Source organism: Collinsella aerofaciens (genome assembly GCF_015561195.1).
GTDB classification, from domain to species: Bacteria; Actinomycetota; Coriobacteriia; order Coriobacteriales; family Coriobacteriaceae; genus Collinsella; species Collinsella aerofaciens_AC.
In genome coordinates this window covers 77,676-94,751 of record NZ_JADMSU010000003.1, presented here as the reverse complement: position 1 = coordinate 94,751, position 17,076 = coordinate 77,676, and the positions used below count along the sequence as shown (strand labels likewise).

Below are 17,076 nucleotides of genomic sequence, written 5' to 3'. Positions count from 1 at the left end.
GACACAACCATGGGCTTCCTTGACGAGATTAAAAATAAGATGCACCTGGGCGGCCAGCAGGGTTACGACCAGGGTTATGGCCAGGACGACGACTACGGCTACGATGACGGCTATGACGATGGTTATCAGGGCAACGGCTACAGCGGTGCTTCGGGCGAGGGCTTCTACACCCAAGACGAGCCGAGCAACGGCCTGCTTGGTCAGACGCGCCGTGGTGAAGCTGAGTCGGTTGCCGTGTATACGCGCTCCGGTCAGCTAGTCGGCGATGACTCCCGCCATGCCACGACGTATAACCCGCCTTCGCGCTCGCAGGACAGTGTTGCGAGCGGTTATCGTCCTGGTGCCTATGACACGCCGTCGAGCTACGCCGAGAACACCCGCGCCCGTGCCGCCGCTGCACCCGCGCCTGCATCGAGCGATGCCTCGGCCTATGCGAGCAATATCATCAACGCCACGCCGCAGCTGCCGGCCTATGTCCTGCGCCCCGAGAGCTATGACGACGTGGAGACTGTGGTGCGCCGCGTTCGCACCAAGCAGCCTGTCGCACTGATTTTTGTGGGCGTACGCACCGAAGTTGCCAAGCGCGTCTTGGACTTCTCTTACGGCTTTGCCTGCGGTCTGGGCGCCACGGTCAAGGAGGTAGGCGACCGCGTGTTCATGGTGCTGCCCGCCGGTTGCGAGGTCAAAGATTCCGATCTCAAGAAGCTTCGTGCCGACGGCTACCTTAAGTAAAGACAAGACGAGGAGATTCCCATCAACATCTACACTATCGTCCAGCTGGTCAACACGCTGTTCAACTTCTATTCCACGCTCATTGTCGTCTACTGCTTTATGACGTGGATTCCCATGAAGCAGGGTGGTTTGCTTCAGGATATTGCCGCGGTGCTTGATAGCGTGTGCGGTCCGTGGCTCAACCTGTTCCGTCGTTTCATCCCGCCGATGGGCGGTATCGATTTTTCGCCGGTCGTTGCGATTATTGCGTTGCAGTTGGTGCAGAGGCTGGTTCTGCAGCTTCTTATAGGTATACTCGTGTAGAACTGACTTAGTAACTTACGTCGGGCGTGTAGCGCCGAGGCGATGAAAAAGGAGACTTGTTATGGCTATTACCCCTGCAGACATCCAGGCTCAGACTTTCTCTGAGGCCAAGCGTGGCTACGATCCTGCTGAGGTCGACGTCTTCTTGGAGACGCTGTCCTCCGAGGTTGACGCTATGCTCGCTAAGATCGTCGACCTTAAGGGTCGTCTGACTGCAACCGAGCAGCAGCTTGCCGATGCACAGGCTCAGCTTGCCCAGGCTCAGGATGCCACCGCCCAGGCCGTTCCTGCCGCCCCCGTGGCTGCTCCCGCCCCTGACTTCTCCGCTCAGGAACGCCAGATTTCCGCTGCCCTGATCGCTGCCCAGCAGACCGCTGAGACCATCGTCAACGATGCCAACGAGAACGCTGAGCGTATCCGCAACGAGGCTGACGCTAAGGCCCGCGAGGTTATCCGCCAGGCTCTGACCGAGAAGCAGGCCGAGCTCGAGGAAATCGATCGTCTGAAGGCCTCCCGCGAGGAGTTCAAGGCCGAGTACCTCAAGCTCATCCAGCACTTTATGGACGATGCCCAGAACTCCTTCCCTGCCGACCTCATGGCCTCCACGCCGGTCGGTTCTGCCGCTTCTCCTGCGGTGACTGTTCCCGCCGAGCCGCTGCCCGTCGCTGACCCGGTTGTCCCCGTGGCCGATCCCTTCGCCCCGATCGACAACTTTGCCGCCGACGACCTGGACTAGCATCAGAGCTACAATCTAGTGTCCTTAAGAGGAGCTCGCACCTGCGGGCTCCTTTTTTGTGGCTGTATACGGGTTGGGAAACAAAACGCCGAGCTCTGCATGCGATAGGACAGAACTCGGCGAAGGGCGCGTGGTAAAAGGTAGATTTTAAGGTATGTCTAAAAACTACTTGAGGAGGAAGTTGGAGAGGGGAATGGTGCGGGCCTCGCGATGCTCGGGATCGGCGATGTGGTCGGCGGGATAGCCACAGACGAGCATGTGATAGGGATAGACGCCCTTGGGCAGATTGAACTGCTCCTGTGCCACCTCAGGCTTAAAATGGCATACCCAGCACGTTCCCAGGCCCTGCTCGGTGGCCTCCATCATCATCTGGTCGCACACGATGGACGTATCGATTTCACTGGAATTCATCTGGTCATACGGGCGCACCCAAGCATCATCGGTAACGCTGCAAATAAGGAAGACAAGCGGAGCCCCAAAGATAGACCCATCACGAGCAAACCGAGGCTGACAAGCAGCAGCCTTCTCCAACAGCTCAGGTGTATCCAGCACCATCACACGGGTTGGATGATTATTACAAGCAGAAGGAGCAATCCGCCCCGCCTCAACAATGGCATCCACCACAGCCTGCTCAACAGAACGATCCTCAAACTCGCGACAAGAATACCGAGACCGAGTCAGATCCAAATAAGACATACAAGCCCTCCAACAATTAAAAATCAAACAAACCCAAAGTAACCCAAACAGTACCCAAAACAGCAATCAGCCAAACGCTCATCAAGGGCCAAAGTGTCCGAACGGATACCAAAGGTCCCTTCAGCCAAACCCCCATTGCACCATAACTATCAGTCAAGGTTCCCAATGGTGGTACCTAAGGCGAAGGCCCGACACCTATTTACTTTCGAACGACTCTGCCATGCAGCCGGAGTGAGAAAGCAAATAGGTGCCGGGCCTTCGCCGGTGGGACGGGTGCCCCCAATTAACTGTTCTTCATGACAATCGAATCCACGACATCGGCCACATTCTCACAGCAGTCAGCGCAGTACTCCAGGAAGGCGTACACGTCACGCCAAGCGATGACCTCGAGCGGGTCCTTGCCGTTAACGTGCAGGTTGCGCATGGCGTTGATGTAGAGCTCGTCGGCCTCGGACTCGATGGTGTTGATCTGGATGACCAGCTCGCGCAGGGTCTTGGACTTGCGGTAGTTGGGCAGCTCGACCATCAGGTCCTTCATGGCGCGGCAGGCGTCGGTCACCTTGTGAGCGATGACGATGGCATCGGGGTGGATGCTCTGGATGTTGGTGAAGTAGACGCGCTGCACGACGCCCTCGATACGATCGAGCACGGTGTCGAGCGAGCAGCTCATCAGGTCCAGGTCCTCACGCTCAAGCGGGGTGATAAAGGCGGTGAGCAGGGCGTCCTCAAGCTCATGGTGCTTCTTGTCCGCCGCGTGCTCAATCGCATGCATCTTATCGAGCATATCGTGGATCTGCGCGGGGTCAAAGTTCTCAAAAATCTTGGTGAGCAGCTCTGCGGCCTGGACGGCGAGGTCGGCGCAGGCGACGTAGTTGTCAAAGTAGAACGAATCGGGTTTCTTTGCCATGAGTGGTCCTTTCGAGGCGAAGACGGGTGGGCGAGGTAATGCGGTCCGGATGGACGTTCGGTTTGACTAGAGGAACATCATGAACAGCTTGGCCATGACAAAGCTGATGAGTCCGCAGGCGGGGAAGGTGAAGAACCAGGTGAACATCATGTCCTTGACTACGCCGAAGTTGATGGCCGAAAGGCGCTTGACGGCACCGACACCCATAATGGCGCAGGTCTTGATGTGCGTGGAGGACACGGGGATGCCGGTAAGGGTGGCAAGCAGCAGGTTTGCGGCGCCCGCGAGGTCGGCGGAGAAGCCCTGGTACTTTTCGAGCTTGACCATGCTCTGGCCAACGGACTTGATGATGCGCTCGCCGCCCACGCTGGTGCCGATGCCCATGGTGGCCGAGCACAGCAGCATAATCCAGATGGGGATGCCGGCATCGCCGACGCTCGTCTGGCCGCTGGCAAAGGCCACGCCTAAAAAGAGCACGCCGATGAACTTCTGTCCATCCTGCGCGCCGTGCATAAAGCTCATGGCCGCAGCGCTCGCGATCTGGGCGTATTTAAAGAAGACATTGGCACGTCGCCTGTTGGCGGCGGCGAAAAGAATCGAGACGAGCTTGCACAGGACCCAGCCCATGACAAAGCCCAGGCCGATGGAGAGCGCCAGGCCGTAGATGACCTTCATCCACTCGTGGACGTTGACGCTGCTCGCACCGCCGAGGGCGATGGCGGCACCGGTCAGGCCGGCGATAAGGCTGTGGCTTTGCGAGGTGGGGATGCCAAAACGCGACGCTGTGGCGCCGTAGACGACGATGGAGAACAGCGCCGCGCACAGGCACGCGAGCGCCATGGTGCTGTTTCCGCCAAAGTCGACAATATGGGAGATGGTGTTGGCGACGCTCGCGTTAAAGTGCGTCATGATGAGCACGCCAAGGAAGTTGAATGCGGCACTCATGAGAATAGCGGCGCGGGCGGGCATGCAACGCGTAGTGACGCAGGTCGCGATGGCGTTGGGTGCGTCGGTCCATCCATTGACGAAGATGGCGCCGAGCGCGAGGATCACGGTGACGGCAAGGACTGGGTTCGACACAAGTTGGCCGAGGAAGGTTGAGAACGTTACGTCCATATATGGGCTTTCTCGAAGTTTGCAGGCACGTTACAGAAACATGATAAATCGTATCACCTCCTGCGGGTTTCTTTACCGAGTTCTGATGGGAGCAGTGAATTTTTTGGCACTAAAAATGAATATTAGCCCTGTTGACCGCGGGTGTTCTTTTTGCTAACACACCATGAGGACACGTGCGCGCGCCCCAACACCCCAAAACCACAGTCTGTTCGCTTTACAATATGCAAACATGCGTTCGATAATAGGAGGCATGGAATATCGACAGACAGACGGCAAAACTCGGCGCGTGCACAAGCAGTATGTGGACGTCGTGACCCGCATCCTTGCGGGCGGACAAGTCGTGCCGGTCACCGTCTGCTGGGTCGACGGCCGTTGCTTTACGATCGACGAAATTATCTCGACCACCGGTTTTGGCCTGACGGTTCACGGCATTCGTACGGCAACCTATAAGGTACGTTTTGGCGGGCATGCGACCGAGTTGTATCTGGAGGACCAAACGCGTGAGCGGGCGGATGGCTCGCAGACGCATGTGATGCGTTGGTGGGTATGGGCGTTTGACCGCACGCTTGAGGGCGAGCGCCGCAGGTAAGAGCGCACGGCATTCGGGTACAATGGCAGGGATCTTGTCACCTACGGCGCTGTCGTGGCGCTTTTTGAAAGGACGAAGTATGAACGATATCCAGGGCTATCAGAATGGCCCCATCGAGACCGGCGCAAGCCGCGCCAAGGAGATGTCGCCGCGCGCGTACAATCTCGCCATGTCCGCCCTCATCTTCTTGGGCTTTTGCGCCATGGGCGCTGGCGCCTACTTTACGAGCACTATGTCGTTTGCGCGCATGATGATGAGCGGCGCCGCCCTACCGCTGGTCTTTGGCTCGTTTATTTTAACCATCGTCGGCATGGTCATGATGTCGGCTGCTGCGGGCAAGCAGTCCATGGGTCTGTCCCTTGTGGGCTACGTAATCTTTGCGAGTACCTTTGGCCTGACCGCGTCGTTTGGCCTTGCCAACTACGACCTGCCTACCATTAACACCGCCTTTATCGCCACGGCCGCCATCACCTTTGTCTTTGGTGCGCTGGGCGTGACCTTCCCCAAGTTTTTCCAGCGCGTATATGGCATCGGCTTTGGTATTCTGCTTGCCACCATTTTGGTTGAGATCGTGCTGATGTTTATGGGCGTTTCGCAGACCATCACCGACCTGATCGTGATTGTGGTGTTTGCCGGCTTTATTGGCTACGACACCTATGTGGCCACGACGGTGCCGCCTACGCTGCCCAATGCGGTGCTCATGGCGTCCAATCTGTTCGTGGACATTATCAACGTGTTCCTGCGCATCCTGAACATCCTCGGTCGTCGCGACTAGCGCGGAGGATTGCAGCGTTTCTTGTCGGACGCGGTAAAACGATGTGAAAGGCGGTCCTGCGGGGCCGTCTTTTTTGTACGCGGCGGGGTATCATGGATGAGAAAAAGCCGATGGCGGCAGCGACAGGAAAGGTGACCACTTATGGCAGACGTCGACAACAGGAACCGTAACCGCAGGTCCAACCGAGCGGGTCAGCCCAATCCCAAGCGCGAGGCCCGTGCCAAGGCCGCCGAGCGCCATGTGATGACTGTGTCCGAAGCGTGCGCCAGGGATATCGAGCGTTCGCTTGCTGGTGTTCGCGAGTTTGACGGCATGCCCACCGGCTTTGTCGCGGCGATGAAGGCCAAGGTTCAGACTACTGTGGCCCCCGAAGAGCAGGTCGCCGAGGACGTCGAGAACGCGGAGACTGCCGAGGTCGAGGCAGCGCCCGAGCCCGTCGAGGAGCCTGCCGAGGAAATCGCCGAAGCTGAGTCCGCGCCTGCTGAGGAGCCCGCTCCGGTTCTGCCCGAGGTCACCGTGCTCGATGCCTCCGCCACGCAGGCCATCTTGGACAACGGTCGTGGCTATGCGCAGTTCTGCGACATGGCCGTGCTCGCCTTTGCCTCGTTTACCAATCCGGGCGGCGGCTATATCCAGGGCTACCTGGGCCAGGAGGCGACGCTCTGCGCCGATTCGTACCTGTACAACGTGCTCGACAAGCAGCGCAAGTGGTACGGTGAGAACCGTCGCCGCAACATCAACTGCGAGCTGTACCGCAATCGTGCGCTGGTGGTGCCCGCCGTGCGCTTCGACCGCAACCACGTGCACGCATATGCCGACGTGATCGTGGCCGCCGCGCCCAACGTCAAGCGTGCCCGCCAGGAGTACCGTGTGAGCGACGATGCTCTGCTGGATGCCCTGCGCGACCGCATCCGCTTTGTGCTCGCCATCTGCGACGAGTTGGGTCGCGAGAAGCTCGTGCTGGGCGCATGGGGCTGCGACAACAACGGCTTTGATGCCGAGGCCGTGGCCGAGCTCTTCCGCAAGGAGCTCGCATCGGGCGACTTCAAGGTCAAGCAGGTCTTCTTTGCCGTGCCCTCTACGCGCTGGGACGAGGACTTCGCCAAGTTCGAGCACGTGTTGGCAAACTTCCCCGAGCGCAACGAGGAGTCCTATGCCCAGGTTGCCGCCCGCGCCGCAGCCGCCCGTGCCGCCGAGCAGGCTCAGGCCGCTGCCGAGGATGACGAGGATGACGACGACTGGCACAAGTACCTGTAAACGGTGCGCGTGATGCGATATACCGAGCCGACGGGGGCTGCTCCCGTCGGCTTTTTATTGAGTGGGGAGCTTACGATGAAAAACGTTCTGTGCTTTGGTGACAGCAACACCTATGGCTATGATCCGGCTGGTATGCGCGATGGCACCGCGGTGCGCTATGCGCAGGATGTGCGCTGGTGCGGCGTGGCCCAACGTGACTTAGGCGAGGGCTGGCATGTAATTGAAGAAGGCCTCAACGGCCGCACGACGGTACGTGACGATATGTGCCATCTGGACACCAATCTTAACGGCATCCGCGCGCTGCCGATGCTGCTCGAGGCTCATAAGCCGCTGGATGCGATCGTTATTATGCTGGGAACTAACGATTGCAAGACGGTCTTTAACGTGACAGCTTCCGATATCGCCCGTGGCGCCATGGCGCTGATTCGCGCCGTCCGCGCGTTTCCGTGGACCGACGCTGCGCCTTGCCCGCGCATCCTGCTGATGGCTCCTATCAAGATCAAGCCGCAGATCGCCGATGTGTATATGACTGACTTTGACGAGCATTCCGTTGAGGCATCTGAGCATTTTGGCGAGTACTATGCGCACGTGGCCGAGCAGTTTGGCTGCGACTTTTTGAATGCCGCCGAGTTTGCCGAGCCGGGCGATATCGACTATCTGCATATGATGCCCGAAAGCCACGAGAGCCTGGGTCACGCCGTGGCAGCCAAGCTCCAAGAGATGCTCGGTGAGTAGCGCGACCCCAAGCCACCGCAAAGGGGACAGGCACCTTTGCGGTGGTTTTGCCCGGGTAAACGAACGGATTGGCTGCCATATGGGCATGGACGAGCTCATCGACCTCTTTGCCGAGGGCGATGAGCTCGTCTCCAATACCGCTTTTGAGGATTTGGATCTTGCCTACGACGTGGCGAACGGCGCGACCTTCGATGGCGTCGTGTTCCGATCTTGCGAGTTCGATAGCGTTGACTGGAGCGGCTCGACGTTTCGCGACGTGGTGTTTCGCGGTTGCCGCTTTATCCGCTGCAACATGGAAGGCTGCTGGCTCAGCCGCTGCGACTTCGTTGACTGCTCGGCACCGGGACTCAACTTGCTCAAGGCGCGCCTGTCGAGCGTGTCGTTTGGATCGTGCGATTTGAGCTACGCAAATCTTTCGGAGGGGCGTATTGGCCCTATGACAGCATGCGATACGCGTCTGAGCGAGGCAGCGCTTCAGGGTGCCAAGCTGGGTCAGATACGCCTGGATGGCTGTGACCTGACGCGTATGGATGTGTTTAAGACGTCGCTTTCCGGCGTGGATGTATCGCGTTGTACATTCGCGGCGCCCGTTGTTTCGGGCGATTACCATGAGCTGCGTGGCCTGACGGTCAATGCCGAGCAGGCGCTGGCACTCTCGGGTTTGTTGGGAATTCAACTCGCCGACGACTAGACGCCCCAGCCCTTTGCTCGACCGCTATCTAAAATCAAACCGTCGCAACATCCGATGATTTTTCGCGTTTGCACGATTTTCATCGAATGTTGCGACGGTTTTTGGTGCAAGGGAGCCTGTCTCTTTTTGGCAGGTTACTGGCTATTTAGTACTGCCACATGTGGTTGACAGGGCCGGAGCCTTTGCCCATGTTCAGGCCGGCGGCCAGAGCGCCTGTCAGGTATGCCTTGCCCGCATTGACGGCGTCGGCAAGATCCATGCCCTGGGCCAGCGCGCAGGCGATGGCGGACGAGAGCGTGCAGCCGGTGCCGTGTGTGTTGCCGGTCTCGATGCGCTTGTGGCGGAACCACGTGGTGAGTGGATCTCCAAGATGGTTGCCCTCGTCATCGAGTGGCGCGGGTTCGGCCAGTACATCGTTGGCCTCGTTGACAAGATGCCCACCCTTAACGAGGGAAGCGCAACCAAAGCGGCGGGTGAGGAGCATGGCAGCATTTTGCTGCGTGCGCTCGGAGTCGACCTCGTAGTCGAGCAGGGCCATGGCCTCGGGAATATTGGGCGTGATGACCGTTGCCAACGGGAACAGGCGGCGGGTGAGTGCCTCGGAGGCATCCTCGGCAATCAAGCGCGCACCCGAGGTGGCGACCATAACGGGGTCGACGACCACGTTCGTTGCGTGCCACGCGCTCAGGCGGTCGGCGATGACTTCGATAATCTCGACAGAGGAGACCATGCCGATCTTGACGGCGCTGGGGCGGATATCGTCAAATACGGCGTCGATCTGCGCAGCGACGATATCAGGGGAGATATTCTGCACGGCGGTGACGCCCAGTGTGTTTTGCGCTGTGATGGCGGTGATGGCCGTCTCGGCATACAGACGGTGCGCCGTGATGGTCTTGATGTCGGCCTGAATGCCGGCACCACCGCTGGAATCGGATCCTGCGATGGATAGAACGGCAGGTACCTTACTGCGATCCATGTTCGCTCCCTTGTTCGGTCGGATTCAAATGGGTCTTTAAGCCTGCATTATAAAGTTGCCCGGGCCAGCTGTATGCCGATCCCGGGCGGGTAGTGCAATCTTTACGCAAATGCAAGCAAATGTTCACATGTCAACAATTGACGAACACCTTGTGGCCGTTTGTGGCTCCGGTGACGAGTTAGTCCTCCATGCCGAGGTCGATCGTCGTGCCTTCGAACACTTTGTTGACGGTACGGACGGCGCACATCTTGCCACACATGGTGCAGGTGCCCTCGGTGGCGGCGGGGGATTCCTCGTAGCGCTTCTTACCGGTGACCGGGTCGAGAGCACACTCCCACATGGCATCCCAGTCGAGTTTGCGGCGTGCCTGGCCCATGTGGTCGTCGGCGTCGCGCGCGTGCGGCACCTTCTTGGCGATGTCGGCGGCGTGCGCGGCGATCTTGGTAGCCATGAGGCCATCGAGCACGTCCTGGGCGTTGGGCAGGCACAGGTGCTCGGCCGGCGTCACGTAGCACAGGAAGTCGGCGCCGGAGCTGGCGGAGATGGCGCCACCGATGGCGGCGGTAATATGGTCGTAGCCCACGCCGATATCGGTCACCAGCGGCCCCAGCACATAGAACGGTGCGTTGTGGCACAGGCGCTTTTGCAGCTTCATGTTGGCGGCGATCTCATCGAGCGCCATGTGGCCCGGGCCCTCGACCATGACCTGGACGCCAGCTGCCCAAGCGCGCTTGCACAGCTTGCCCAGCTCAATCATCTCGGCGGTCTCGGTAGCGTCGTTGGAGTCGTAGAGGCAGCCCGGGCGGCAGGAGTCGCCGAGCGAAATCGTCACGTCGTACTCGTGGCAGATCTCGAGCACCTCGTCAAAATACTCGTAGAAGGGGTTCTCGTTGCCGGTGACCTCCATCCAGCCAAACAGCAGCGAGCCGCCGCGGCTGACGATGTTCATAAGGCGGCCGGTCTCCTTAAAGGTCTTGGTGACCGACTTGTTGATGCCGCAGTGGATGGTCATAAAGTCCACGCCGTCTTCGGCGTGTGCGCGCACGACCTCAAACAGATCGTCCTTGGTAAGCTTGACCAGCGGCTTTTCCATGTAGCCGATGGCGTCGTACATCGGCACCGTGCCCACCATGAGCGGCGTCTCGTCGATGAGCTGCTGGCGGAACTGGCGCGTCTTGCCCGAGTTGGAGAGATCCATGATGGCGTCGGCACCGTAGTCCTCGGCGATCTTGACTTTCTTCCACTCCTCGGCGGCATCGGCCTTATCGCCCGAGATGCCCAGGTTTACGTTGACCTTGGTGGACAGGCCCTCGCCGACACCAAAGGCGCGCATACCCTTTTTGATGTGCACGATGTTGGCGGGAATGGCGATGCGGCCATCGGCCACGCGCTCGCGGATGTATTCGGGGTCACGATGCTCGCGCTCGGCGACCTCCTTCATCTGCGGCGTGATTTGCCCGGCGCGGGCGAAGTCGATTTGCGTGACGAGCTTGGGCTCGGTCTGTGTGCTCATTGGCACGGCTCCCTTCGTTGGCATTACCCATATCAGGTTTGCGGGTCAGGGCGGGCGCGCCCAATCTCAGCCTGCCGTCTTGTCCTGCAAGCTCCCCGTTATGTCATGGGCTCAAGTATAGCCTGAATGGGTACGATTGGGCCAACGAGCGTGCCTGTGGGGAGGCGAACATGGAAGACAAGCATCTATATCGAGAGACGCAATGGGATGTATCGGCCGAGGAAAGCCGTGCGCACCATGGCCTTGTCGCGATTGGTTTTGCGGTGCTTGCCGTGCTGGTGATTGCCTTTTGTATTTGGACGTTTGGGGGTCGCGGCGGCGCTGCCTGGGAGTTTGAGGCCGACGATGCTCTGCCGATCATGACGGTGAAGGTTACGGGCGGCAATACCGTTGCCGCGCCGGGCGACTATTGGTATCCGCGCGATGAGTTTGTGCAACTGCAGCTGAGCGGTGGGTCTATTCCAGGTGTGGAAATCGAACGTGTGACCTTCGATGCGTCGCTCAAAACGCTCACGGTGAAGCTCAAAGATCAAGGAGATGTGCCCACGACCATGGATATCGCCCTGACGGAATGGCGTCTGGAGCCTCCGTCGGGCGTCAAGGTGTCCGAGGTGGAGCACGTTAAGATTACCTACCAAGATGGCTCGACGAGCGAGATCGCAAAGGCCGATGGCTTGGCGGAGTAACGGGGGGGGTGGAAACGGCGGGCCTATTGTGCCTGCGCGTTCATGAAAACCAGGGTGTTTTCGTCTGAAAGCTCGGGGATGTGACGATAGCCGATGTTGAATGCGGTAAGTCCGCTTGCATCCTCGAGCTCGTTTTCTGCCATCCACCGCACCATGGAACCGCGCGCCTTTTTGCTGGCGGTCGACCGTTGGATGGGCTTCCCGTTGCGGATACCCTCGCCAAAAAGGCATGTGACGGCCGTGGCGTCGCCCGCGAGATGGGGCAGAACGGCTTTGGCATACTCTACGCTGGCGAGGTTGACGATCGTGGTGTTTGAGCCTGCCGGGGCGATAGCCCGCGCGAGTTTGTCGCTCCAAAACGCGTAGAGGTCTGGGGCATCGTCAACGGCGAGCTTCGCGCCCATTTCCAGCCGATACGGTTCGACGGCATGAAAGGGGCGTACGCATCCGTAAAGGCCCGAGAGGATCCACAGATGGTCTTGCAGCCATGCGAGCTGCGCGGAATCCATCACCTCGGGCGCCATGCTCTGGTATTGAATGCCGTGATAGGACATGACGGCAGGGGAGAGGTGACGGGCGAGTGCGGGATTGTCGAGATCGCCGTTTTCCAAGATGGGCCCGAACTCATGCAGGGTGTTGAGGCAAGGCCCCAGCAGTTTGTCGCTCACGTTCCATAGCGCCTGCAGACCGCCGCTGCCTTCATTCCGCTCGATATCTAGCAGTGCGCGGTGGAGGCGAGCCGTTTCGTGCACAAAAGGTGGAATGCCCAGGACTTCAAAAGCATCCCTGGCCGCGCGCATTTGCTTGGCGGGCGAAATGATGACCTGCAGCATGGACTCTCCTCTGCCAAAAGGGAAGTTGCGGTGGAATACGGTCTGTTTTGGCCGGTTATGGGCCAGTTTGGTCCGTATTTCACCGCAACTGATGAAGGGTTGGTTAGGCGCGCTCGAGGAAGGCCTTGTAGCCGCGGTAGGCCTCGTAGACATCGGCCTTGTTGGCGACCTCCCACAGGGCGTGCATGGACAGGACGGCAACACCGGAGTCGATGACGTTCATGCCGTACTTGGCCATGATGTAGGCGATGGTGCCGCCGCCGCCCGCGTTGACGCGACCGAGCTCACAGGTCTGGAAGTCCACGCCGGCCTCGTCCATGATGTCGCGGATGAGGGCCACGTACTCGGCGTCGGCGTCGTTGGAGCCGCCCTTGCCGCGGCTGCCCGTGTACTTGTTAAAGCACAGGCCGCGACCCATGAAGGCTGCGTTCTTGGTCTCGAACTTGCCGGCGTAGCCCGGGTCGAAGCCGGCGGACACGTCAGAAGAGAGCATGCGGCTGCGGGCGAGTGCGCGGCGCAGGGCCAGCGGGCTGTCCTCGCCGGCAAGCGTCATGATCTCGGCGACGGTGTTCTCGAAGAAGCGGCTCGTCATGCCGGTGGCGCCCACGGAACCGATTTCCTCCTTGTCGACGATGAGCGTGATGCTCGTGCGCTCCACGTTGGCGACGTTGATCTGGGCGAGCATGGAGGGGTAGGCGCAGACGCGGTCGTCGTGGCCATAGCCCAGGATCATGGAGCGGTCGAGGCCCATGTCGCGGGCCGGGCCAGCGGGCACGACCTCGATCTCGGCGGAGAGGAAGTCCTCCTCCTCGACGTCGTACTGCTCCTTGAGGATATCCAGGAACATCTGCTTGACGGGCTCCTTGGGGGCATCCTTGTCGTCCTCGTCAAACTTGACGGGGCGGCCGCCCACGATCACGTCGAGGATCTCGGCGTCGACAGCGTCCTTGGCGGGCTTGGACATCTGCTCGCTCGAGAGGTGGATCAGCAGGTCGGAGATGGTAAAGACCGGGTCGTCCGCCTTGTCGCCGATGTTGATGTCGACGGTGGTGCCGTCCTTTTTGCAGATGACGCCCACGAGCGCGAGCGGGGAGGCCACCCAGTGGTAGCTCTTGACGCCACCGTAGTAGTGTGTGTCGAGGTAGGCCATGTCGCCGGCCTCGAAGGCGGGATTCTGCTTAAGGTCCAGGCGCGGCGAGTCCACGTGGGCGCCAAGGATGTTAAAGCCCTGCTTGAGCGGGGCGGTGCCCAGGTTGACGAGCATAAGGTCCTTGCCGTGGTTGGCGGCGTACACCTTGTCGCCTGCCTTGAGCTCGCGGCCCTCGGCAATCACGGTCTCCAGGTCGACGTATCCTGCCTCCTCGGCCATCTTGATGCCGGTCTTGACACACAGGCGCTCGGTCTTGTTCTCGCTCAAAAACTGCTTATAGCCGCGGCAAAGCTCCTCGAGCTCCTCGATTTGCTGTGGCGTGTACTTTTTCCATGCGCAGGGACGCTCCATGACGCAGGCTCCTTTCGGATCGATCGTACTGGTTGATGTACCGTGAGCCATCGTATCACGCGCGGGCCCGCGGCGGCAGGGAAGCCTGATGTGCGGTGGCCGTGGGGCGGGGAGCGTGTAAACTGGTGTGAGCAAACTGTGCCCAGCCCAAAGCGAGGTATTCAATATGTCTGACAAGCGCCGTACCTTTGCCGTCATCGACGGCAACTCGCTCATGCATCGCGCCTTCCACGCCGTGCCGCCGACCATGAACGCGCCGGACGGTCGCCCCACCAACGCGATCTTTGGTTTTCTGAACATGTTCCTCAAGATGATCGATGCCTTTAACCCCGACGGTGTGGTCGTGGCGTTTGATAAAGGCAAGCCGCGCGTGCGCATGGAGATGCTGCCGCAGTATAAGGCGCAGCGCCCGCCCATGGACCCCGATTTGCACGCGCAGTTTCCGATGATCAAGGAGCTGCTCGGTGCGCTCAATGTGCCGATTCTGCAGTCTGAGGGCTGGGAAGGCGACGATATCCTGGGAACCATGGCGCGCCTGGGTGAGCAGGCCGGCTGCGACATGCTGCTGGTGACCGGCGACCGCGACATGTATCAGCTCGTGACCGAGCACGTCAACGTGGTCTCGACCCGCAAGGGCCTGTCCGACGTGGCGATCATGACGCCCGAGAGCGTGGACGATCTGTATCACGGCATCACGCCGGCGCTCGTGCCCGACTTTTATGGCCTGAAGGGCGATACGTCGGACAACATTCCCGGCGTACCGGGTATTGGCCCCAAAAAGGCAAGCGCGCTCATCGCGCAGTACGGCAGCCTGGACGAAGTCATCGCGCATGCCGACGAGGTCAAGGGCAAGATGGGCGAGAACCTGCGCGCACACATCGACGATGCCCTGCTGAGCCGCAAGGTCGCAACCATCCGCACCGATGCGCCCGTTGAGCTCGATTTTGAGGCGACGTCCTTCCCGGCGTTTTCTGCCGATGAGGTGTCCGCAGCACTGGGTACGCTCGGCATCACCGCCATGCAGAACCGTTTCTTGGCACTGATCGGTGACGAGGGTGGCGCTGCTGCCGCTGCTAGCACGTTTGAGATGCCCACGATTGAGCGCACCGCTGCCGGCGATGCCGAGGCGCTTGCTGCCGTGGCGTCCGAGGTTGCCCGTGCGATCGAGGCAGGCGAGTGGGTCGCCGCCGTGGTGGACGACGACAAGGAAGAGGGCGCGCTTTTTGGCCTGACGCGCACGCTTTGGCTGGCGACGTCTAAGGGGCTGCTTGCGTTCGAGGAGGGTGACGGCGGTGCTGCGGCTGAGGTTGAGGGCTTCAACTTCGTCCACGGCGTGATTGCCGGCGTGCTCGCGCGTCTGTTTATGGAGGGCCGTGTGACGAGCCCGGATATGAAGGCGCTCCTGCATGAGCTTTCGCCCATCGATTCTTCCGAGCCCGAGCTCATGGACCCGTTGTCAGTCGATTCCACGCGCATCTTCGACACCGTGGTCGCGGCCTACCTGTTGGATTCCGACCGCTCCGAGTTTGACGAGGCGTATCTTGCCGATACGTATCTGCAGATGGCACTGCCTGCGGCGCGCGGCGCTGAGGGTACCGGCGAGGACGCTCCTGCGCCCGCCGCTCGCACGGCGGCCTTGACGCTGGCGCTGGTCGCACCGCTGCGTGACCGCATGGCCCGCGAGAACGCCGCCAACGTGTTCGATGGGATCGAGATGCCGCTCGTGCCGGTGCTTGCCAAGATGGAGCGCGCGGGCATGCTCGTGGACCCCGACCGCCTGCACAGTCTGTCCGAGGGACTTGCTACCCAGATCACTGAGGTCGAGCGCAGCATTCGTGACCTGGCGGGTGACGAGACCTTTAACATCGGCAGCCCCATGCAGCTCTCGCACGTGCTGTTTGATGTTATGGGGCTTCCGACCAAGGGCCTAAAAAAGACCAAGCGCGGCTATTATTCGACCAACGCCAAGGTACTGAGCGACCTTGCCCGCGACCACGAGATCGTGCGCCTGATTTTGGACTGGCGTGAGAAGTCCAAGATTAAGTCGACCTATCTGGACACGCTAGGTCCGCTGCGCCGTGGTGACGGGCGTGTGCACACCACGTACAACCAGACCATCACCGCGACGGGGCGCCTGTCTTCGAGCGACCCCAATCTGCAGAACATCCCGACGCGCTCGGAGCTGGGCCGTACCGTCAAGACGGCGTTTTCGGCAGGCGAGGGCAGCGTCTTTTTGGCGGTGGACTACTCGCAGATCGAGCTGCGTCTGCTGGCGCATCTTTCGGGCGACGAGCACCTGGTACGCGCCTTCAACGAGGGCGAGGACTTCCATGCCGAGACGGCCGCGCGCGTGTTTGGCGTGCCGGTGTCCGAGGTAACGCCCGACCTGCGCAGCCGCGCCAAGGCCGTGAACTTTGGCATCGTGTACGGTCAGCAGGCCTACGGTCTGTCGCAGTCACTGCACATCTCGATGGTCGAGGCGCGCGACATGATCGACCGCTACTACGAGGCCTACCCGGGTGTGCGTACGTTCCTCGACAACGTGGTGGTGCGTGCCAAGCAGACGGGCTACGCCGAGACCATGTACGGCCGCCGGCGTCATATTCCGGAGCTCAAGGCCAAAAATCCGCAGCTCCGCGGCTTTGGCGAACGCACGGCCATGAACCACCCCATGCAAGGAACCGCAGCAGACATCATCAAGATCGCGATGGCCCGCGTAAGCCGCCGCCTGGAAGAAGAGGGCTTTGCCGCCCACATGATCCTGCAAGTACACGACGAACTTGACTTTGAGTGTCCCGTCGACGAAGTCGAGCGCCTCACCGCCATGGTCCGCGACGTCATGGAACACGTAGTAGACCTTCGCGTACCGTTGATCGCCGAAGCCAGCACCGGCATAACCTGGGCCGACGCGAAATAGGGAAGCACTCCGTAAGGCAAGCTCGCCCAAGACGCAAGCCCTCACATACTTAAGATTTGGGACAAACACTACTGATTAATTTGTCCCACAGTAACCAAAACAGAGGGGAGCCC

The 17,076-nt window shown here is 60.3% G+C and carries 17 protein-coding genes and 1 riboswitch; of the genes, 10 read left to right on the top strand and 7 right to left on the bottom strand.

Annotation, left to right across the window (positions count from 1 at the left end; genetic code table 11):
* Positions 1 to 9 precede the first annotated feature (9 nt).
* From I2H81_RS04430 to I2H81_RS04420, 3 genes are all read left to right on the top strand, one after another.
* Positions 10 to 732, top strand: coding sequence for a cell division protein SepF (locus I2H81_RS04430; protein WP_195644702.1), 723 nt, complete (start codon positions 10 to 12; stop codon positions 730 to 732).
* Positions 733 to 747: 15 nt separating this feature from the next.
* Complete coding sequence (locus I2H81_RS04425) at positions 748 to 1,035, top strand: YggT family protein (RefSeq protein WP_040358293.1); 288 nt, start codon at positions 748 to 750, stop codon at positions 1,033 to 1,035.
* A gap of 61 nt (positions 1,036 to 1,096) precedes the next feature.
* Positions 1,097 to 1,771, top strand: coding sequence for a DivIVA domain-containing protein (locus I2H81_RS04420; protein ID WP_006234242.1), 675 nt, complete (start codon positions 1,097 to 1,099; stop codon positions 1,769 to 1,771).
* A gap of 165 nt (positions 1,772 to 1,936) precedes the next feature.
* Here the strand turns inward: I2H81_RS04420 and I2H81_RS04415 are convergent, their stop codons facing one another.
* From I2H81_RS04415 to I2H81_RS04405, 3 genes are all read right to left on the bottom strand, one after another.
* Complete coding sequence (locus tag I2H81_RS04415) at positions 1,937 to 2,467, bottom strand: nitroreductase family protein (protein WP_195644701.1); 531 nt, start codon at positions 2,465 to 2,467, stop codon at positions 1,937 to 1,939.
* Between the two features lie 283 nt (positions 2,468 to 2,750).
* A complete protein-coding gene (locus tag I2H81_RS04410; protein WP_055309822.1) occupies positions 2,751 to 3,374 on the bottom strand; it encodes a DUF47 domain-containing protein in 624 nt (207 codons plus the stop codon).
* 66 nt (positions 3,375 to 3,440) lie between these two features.
* The gene (locus tag I2H81_RS04405; protein ID WP_117584218.1) at positions 3,441 to 4,490 is read right to left on the bottom strand and encodes an inorganic phosphate transporter; all 1,050 of its coding nucleotides are present in this window, start codon (positions 4,488 to 4,490) and stop codon (positions 3,441 to 3,443) included.
* A 250-nt stretch (positions 4,491 to 4,740) separates the two neighbouring features.
* Here I2H81_RS04405 and I2H81_RS04400 point away from each other — a divergent pair, with 250 nt between their 5' ends.
* The 5 genes from I2H81_RS04400 (at position 4,741) to I2H81_RS04380 (ending at position 8,537) form a co-directional block, all read left to right on the top strand.
* Entirely contained in the window at positions 4,741 to 5,079 is a 339-nt protein-coding gene (locus tag I2H81_RS04400; RefSeq protein ID WP_118256758.1) for a hypothetical protein, read from the top strand.
* A gap of 79 nt (positions 5,080 to 5,158) precedes the next feature.
* Positions 5,159 to 5,854, top strand: coding sequence for a Bax inhibitor-1 family protein (locus I2H81_RS04395; protein WP_195644700.1), 696 nt, complete (start codon positions 5,159 to 5,161; stop codon positions 5,852 to 5,854).
* Between the two features lie 141 nt (positions 5,855 to 5,995).
* A complete protein-coding gene (locus I2H81_RS04390; protein ID WP_195644699.1) occupies positions 5,996 to 7,111 on the top strand; it encodes a TIGR02452 family protein in 1,116 nt (371 codons plus the stop codon).
* A gap of 75 nt (positions 7,112 to 7,186) precedes the next feature.
* A complete protein-coding gene (locus tag I2H81_RS04385; RefSeq protein ID WP_006234232.1) occupies positions 7,187 to 7,846 on the top strand; it encodes an SGNH/GDSL hydrolase family protein in 660 nt (219 codons plus the stop codon).
* 85 nt (positions 7,847 to 7,931) lie between these two features.
* Positions 7,932 to 8,537 (top strand): pentapeptide repeat-containing protein, encoded by a 606-nt coding sequence (locus I2H81_RS04380; protein WP_229108066.1) that lies wholly within the window; start codon positions 7,932 to 7,934, stop codon positions 8,535 to 8,537.
* A 145-nt stretch (positions 8,538 to 8,682) separates the two neighbouring features.
* On the opposite strand, the gene thiD is transcribed toward I2H81_RS04380, so the two are convergent.
* Together thiD and thiC are read right to left on the bottom strand one after the other, a co-directional pair.
* Positions 8,683 to 9,513, bottom strand: coding sequence for a bifunctional hydroxymethylpyrimidine kinase/phosphomethylpyrimidine kinase (gene thiD / locus I2H81_RS04375; protein ID WP_195644697.1), 831 nt, complete (start codon positions 9,511 to 9,513; stop codon positions 8,683 to 8,685).
* A gap of 178 nt (positions 9,514 to 9,691) precedes the next feature.
* On the bottom strand, positions 9,692 to 11,026 hold the full coding sequence (gene thiC, locus I2H81_RS04370) for a phosphomethylpyrimidine synthase ThiC (protein WP_195644696.1): 1,335 nt from the start codon (positions 11,024 to 11,026) through the stop codon (positions 9,692 to 9,694).
* Positions 11,018 to 11,134, bottom strand: a riboswitch (TPP riboswitch). Its footprint overlaps the gene before it by 9 nt.
* 62 nt (positions 11,135 to 11,196) lie before the next feature.
* Here thiC and I2H81_RS04365 point away from each other — a divergent pair.
* Complete coding sequence (locus tag I2H81_RS04365; protein WP_195644695.1) at positions 11,197 to 11,712, top strand: hypothetical protein; 516 nt, start codon at positions 11,197 to 11,199, stop codon at positions 11,710 to 11,712.
* A 23-nt stretch (positions 11,713 to 11,735) separates the two neighbouring features.
* On the opposite strand, the gene I2H81_RS04360 is transcribed toward I2H81_RS04365, so the two are convergent.
* Positions 11,736 to 12,545 (bottom strand): YaaA family protein, encoded by an 810-nt coding sequence (locus tag I2H81_RS04360; RefSeq protein WP_195644694.1) that lies wholly within the window; start codon positions 12,543 to 12,545, stop codon positions 11,736 to 11,738.
* A 103-nt stretch (positions 12,546 to 12,648) separates the two neighbouring features.
* Positions 12,649 to 14,046 carry an aminopeptidase gene (locus tag I2H81_RS04355; RefSeq protein ID WP_195644693.1) on the bottom strand — a complete coding sequence of 466 codons (1,398 nt, stop codon included), beginning with the start codon at positions 14,044 to 14,046 and terminating at the stop codon, positions 12,649 to 12,651.
* Between the two features lie 166 nt (positions 14,047 to 14,212).
* Between I2H81_RS04355 and polA the strand changes: the two genes are divergently transcribed.
* Positions 14,213 to 16,963, top strand: coding sequence for a DNA polymerase I (polA, locus tag I2H81_RS04350; RefSeq protein ID WP_195644692.1), 2,751 nt, complete (start codon positions 14,213 to 14,215; stop codon positions 16,961 to 16,963).
* Positions 16,964 to 17,076 lie beyond the last annotated feature (113 nt).

Bases quoted from the DNA above. Each gene is read 5' to 3' on its own strand.
- thiD (WP_195644697.1), bottom strand. From the start codon at position 9,513: ATGGATCGCAGTAAGGTACCTGCCGTTCTATCCATCGCAGGATCCGAT.
- I2H81_RS04405 (WP_117584218.1), bottom strand. From the start codon at position 4,490: ATGGACGTAACGTTCTCAACCTTCCTCGGCCAACTTGTGTCGAACCCA.
- I2H81_RS04400 (WP_118256758.1), top strand. From the start codon at position 4,741: ATGGAATATCGACAGACAGACGGCAAAACTCGGCGCGTGCACAAGCAG.
- I2H81_RS04395 (WP_195644700.1), top strand. From the start codon at position 5,159: ATGAACGATATCCAGGGCTATCAGAATGGCCCCATCGAGACCGGCGCA.
- I2H81_RS04420 (WP_006234242.1), top strand. From the start codon at position 1,097: ATGGCTATTACCCCTGCAGACATCCAGGCTCAGACTTTCTCTGAGGCC.
- I2H81_RS04380 (WP_229108066.1), top strand. From the start codon at position 7,932: ATGGACGAGCTCATCGACCTCTTTGCCGAGGGCGATGAGCTCGTCTCC.
- I2H81_RS04415 (WP_195644701.1), bottom strand. From the start codon at position 2,467: ATGTCTTATTTGGATCTGACTCGGTCTCGGTATTCTTGTCGCGAGTTT.
- polA (WP_195644692.1), top strand. From the start codon at position 14,213: ATGTCTGACAAGCGCCGTACCTTTGCCGTCATCGACGGCAACTCGCTC.
- I2H81_RS04365 (WP_195644695.1), top strand. From the start codon at position 11,197: ATGGAAGACAAGCATCTATATCGAGAGACGCAATGGGATGTATCGGCC.
- I2H81_RS04355 (WP_195644693.1), bottom strand. From the start codon at position 14,046: ATGGAGCGTCCCTGCGCATGGAAAAAGTACACGCCACAGCAAATCGAG.
- I2H81_RS04385 (WP_006234232.1), top strand. From the start codon at position 7,187: ATGAAAAACGTTCTGTGCTTTGGTGACAGCAACACCTATGGCTATGAT.
- I2H81_RS04360 (WP_195644694.1), bottom strand. From the start codon at position 12,545: ATGCTGCAGGTCATCATTTCGCCCGCCAAGCAAATGCGCGCGGCCAGG.
- I2H81_RS04430 (WP_195644702.1), top strand. From the start codon at position 10: ATGGGCTTCCTTGACGAGATTAAAAATAAGATGCACCTGGGCGGCCAG.
- I2H81_RS04410 (WP_055309822.1), bottom strand. From the start codon at position 3,374: ATGGCAAAGAAACCCGATTCGTTCTACTTTGACAACTACGTCGCCTGC.
- I2H81_RS04390 (WP_195644699.1), top strand. From the start codon at position 5,996: ATGGCAGACGTCGACAACAGGAACCGTAACCGCAGGTCCAACCGAGCG.
- thiC (WP_195644696.1), bottom strand. From the start codon at position 11,026: ATGAGCACACAGACCGAGCCCAAGCTCGTCACGCAAATCGACTTCGCC.